This window comes from Mesorhizobium sp. M0340 (genome assembly GCF_040321535.1).
Taxonomy (GTDB): Bacteria; Pseudomonadota; Alphaproteobacteria; order Rhizobiales; family Rhizobiaceae; genus Mesorhizobium.
In genome coordinates this window covers 1-2782 of sequence record NZ_JAMYRR010000063.1, presented here as the reverse complement: position 1 = coordinate 2782, position 2782 = coordinate 1, and the positions used below count along the sequence as shown (strand labels likewise).

The 2782-nt window shown below is 61.8% G+C and carries 2 protein-coding genes and 2 pseudogenes; 2 read left to right on the top strand and 2 right to left on the bottom strand.

Annotation, left to right across the window (positions count from 1 at the left end; translation table 11 throughout):
• A pseudogene (locus NKI79_RS33010) lies at window positions 1-106 on the bottom strand (ATP-binding protein); the annotation flags it as partial.
• Between the two features lie 312 nt (window positions 107-418).
• Here NKI79_RS33010 and NKI79_RS33005 point away from each other — a divergent pair.
• The gene (locus NKI79_RS33005) at window positions 419-592 is read left to right on the top strand and encodes a hypothetical protein (protein WP_156933500.1); all 174 of its coding nucleotides are present in this window, start codon (window positions 419-421) and stop codon (window positions 590-592) included.
• On the top strand, window positions 576-2645 hold the full coding sequence (locus tag NKI79_RS33000) for a recombinase family protein (protein ID WP_352807463.1): 2070 nt from the start codon (window positions 576-578) through the stop codon (window positions 2643-2645). The genes NKI79_RS33005 and NKI79_RS33000 overlap by 17 nt, the downstream gene beginning before the upstream one ends.
• Before the next feature lie 34 nt (window positions 2646-2679).
• Here NKI79_RS33000 and NKI79_RS32995 read toward each other — a convergent pair.
• Window positions 2680-2782: pseudogene (locus NKI79_RS32995) on the bottom strand (ATP-binding protein); the annotation flags it as partial.

Here is a 2782-nt window from a genome sequence, read left to right as displayed (position 1 = left end):
ACATCGCCACCAACGTGGCTGCCGTGACGAACTGCACGTTGTAATTCTGGCGGATTGCCTCGCGGCCAAGGCTCACTGCAAGATGGGTCTTGCCCGTGCCCGGCGGACTGGGCTCATAATGCCCGTTATCAGGATGGCGAGGCAAAGAAGATTGTCCGTTACGCCTTTCATCCACGTTCGGGCGGGGAGATTTTCGTCACAGGCCGTCAGCGTTATTGCGGTGAGCCGGCCTATGTCGGGCGACAACCGGATGGCAGCCTGGCGCTGATTCCGATCTGGATGACGGAAGAGATCGCCCTGACGATGGCGGTTCGCGAGGCGCCCCGTTTTCCCCTTTCATGCCTGCGCGACCTGCGCCGCGAGGTCGATGCATGTCTACGTTTTCTGCAGAGCGACTCACGCCAGCCAGGAGACGACCATGCAGCGCAGGCAATGCCGAACCGACCAGCCAGACCTGTTTTCCAAGAAGGCTCCGCCATCGAGTCTTCCAGGCGAAGTCCGGGAACGCACCCTCCCGCTGATCGAGACCTTGCTGAGGGAAGCGGTGGTGAGCCAGACGGGACGGGAGGCAGATCATGAAGATCACCGCTGAACATCTCGCGCGCGGTGCCTATGTCTATGTCCGGCAGTCGACGGCCGATCAACTCGTCAACAATCCCGAGAGCCGGCGACGCCAATATGGCCTTGCCGAGCGAGCGCGGTCCCTTGGCTGGAAAGACGCCATCGTCATCGATGAAGATCTCGGTCGTTCAGGGTCTGGCATCAGCCGTCCGGGCTTTGAGAAGCTTCTGGCGGCGATCTGCGAAGGTCGGGTTGGTGCGGTCCTCGCCATTGAAGCCTCCCGGCTGGCCCGCAATGGCCGGGACTGGCATACGCTCATCGAGTTTTGCGGCCTTGTCGGAACGCTCATCATCGATGAGGACGGCATCTACGAACCGCGTCATCCCAACGACAGGCTGCTGCTCGGCATGAAGGGCACGATGAGCGAACTGGAGCTTTCGATCCTGCGGGCCCGCTCGATCGAAGCCCTGAAGCAGAAGGCACGACGGGGCGAACTTTTCCTGACGGTGGCGATCGGTTACGTCAAGTCGGGCCGGAACCGGGTCGAGAAAGACCCGGACCTGCGGATCCGCGAGGCGATCGATCTTGTATTCCGGCGTTTCGACGAACTGCAGAGCATCCGGCAGGTGCATCTGTGGTTGCGCCGCGAGGGCATTATGCTCCCTGCCGTAAATTACACGCGCGCGGCGGACAGGGCGATCGTCTGGAAGCTGCCCGTCTACAATACGGTGCACCACATTCTCACCAACCCGATCTACGCCGGCGCCTATGCGTTCGGGCGAACCTGCAGCAAAGTCACCATAGAGGCCGGACGCAAACGGATTTTGCGTGGGATCAGGCGCGATCGCGCCGACTGGGAGGTCTTGCTCATCGACCATCACGAAGGTTACCTGAGCTGGCACGATTTTGAGAGGAATCAGCGCCTGATCACGGACAATGCCACAAGCAAAGGCCTGGTGCCGCGCGGTGCTCTTCGCCGGGGCGAGTTGCTGCTCGGCGGTCTCTTGCGCTGCGGCCCTTGCGGCCGCAAGCTGCATGTCTCCTATTCCGGCAGCAACGGCAATACGGGGCGCTATCATTGCCGCGGAGCGCAGGTCAACCACGGAACCGACCCGTGCATCGGCTTCGGATCGTTGCGGGTCGATCAGGCGGTCAGCGCGGAGGTTCTTCAACGCCTTCAACCGCTCGGCATGGAAGCGGCGATCAAGGCCATCGAGACCTCCACCGTGCAGGCTGGAGAGAAGCGGCGCCATGTGGAGCTCGCACTCGAGCAGGCACGTTATGAAGCCGCCCATGCACGCCGCCAGTATGACGCCGTCGACCCGGACAACCGGCTTGTAGCAGGCGAACTGGAGCGACGCTGGAATGCCGCGCTCGTAGCCGTCCGCGAGCGTCAGGACGAGCTTGACGCGCTCGACCGCCACAAGTCTGAGGCTCTGGGAGAAGAGGAACGGCGGAGCCTGCTGCGCATGGGCGCCGATCTCGAACTGGCATGGCATCATGCCAACGCCACCGCCACCACGCGCAAGCGGATCATCCGTGCCGTGATCCGCGAGATTGTCGTCGCCATCGAAGACGACCACATCAAAATGCTGGTGCATTGGCAGGGCGGCGACCATACCGCGCTTTCGGTCAGGAAGAACAAGGCAGGCCATCACCGTTGGGGCGCCCCGCCGGACATCGAGGACCTGATCCGTGCCCTGGCACGCCAATTGCCGGATAGAGCGATCGCATCGCTTCTCAACCGGCTCGGCAAAACCACGGGTCGTCTGAACGGATGGACGCAGTCCCGTGTCTGCACTTTCCGCAACCAGCACGACATCGCCGTCTACAAAAAGGACGAACGGTCGGAGCGCGGCGAGTATACATTGCAGGAAACGGCTGCGAAGCTCGGCCTGCGGCCAATGACCGTGCTGCGCATGATCCGCGCCGGCGATCTGAAGGCCGAGCAGTATTGCAAGGGTACGCCCTGGATCATCCGTCATGAAGATATCGAGCAACTCGATATCCAGCACCATTCCGGCAGGAGCGGACACAGTCCATTATCACAATCACAGGATCAGCAGATCCAGCTTTTTCAATAACATAGCGAGGTGTGCATTATGTCGTGGGATCGGTAGGGCCAAGGAACAGGACTGTGTCGCCGTGGGCGATCCAGCGGCAGGTCGCAAGCTCCCTGATCTGTCCCTGATCCAGCGATGGCTGCGCGTCGAAGTCGAAG

What these genes read in the sequence shown, in the direction of transcription:
- NKI79_RS33000 (WP_352807463.1), top strand. Translation starts at nt 576, where the DNA reads ATGAAGATCACCGCTGAACATCTCGCGCGCGGTGCCTATGTCTATGTC.
- NKI79_RS33005 (WP_156933500.1), top strand. Translation starts at nt 419, where the DNA reads ATGCAGCGCAGGCAATGCCGAACCGACCAGCCAGACCTGTTTTCCAAG.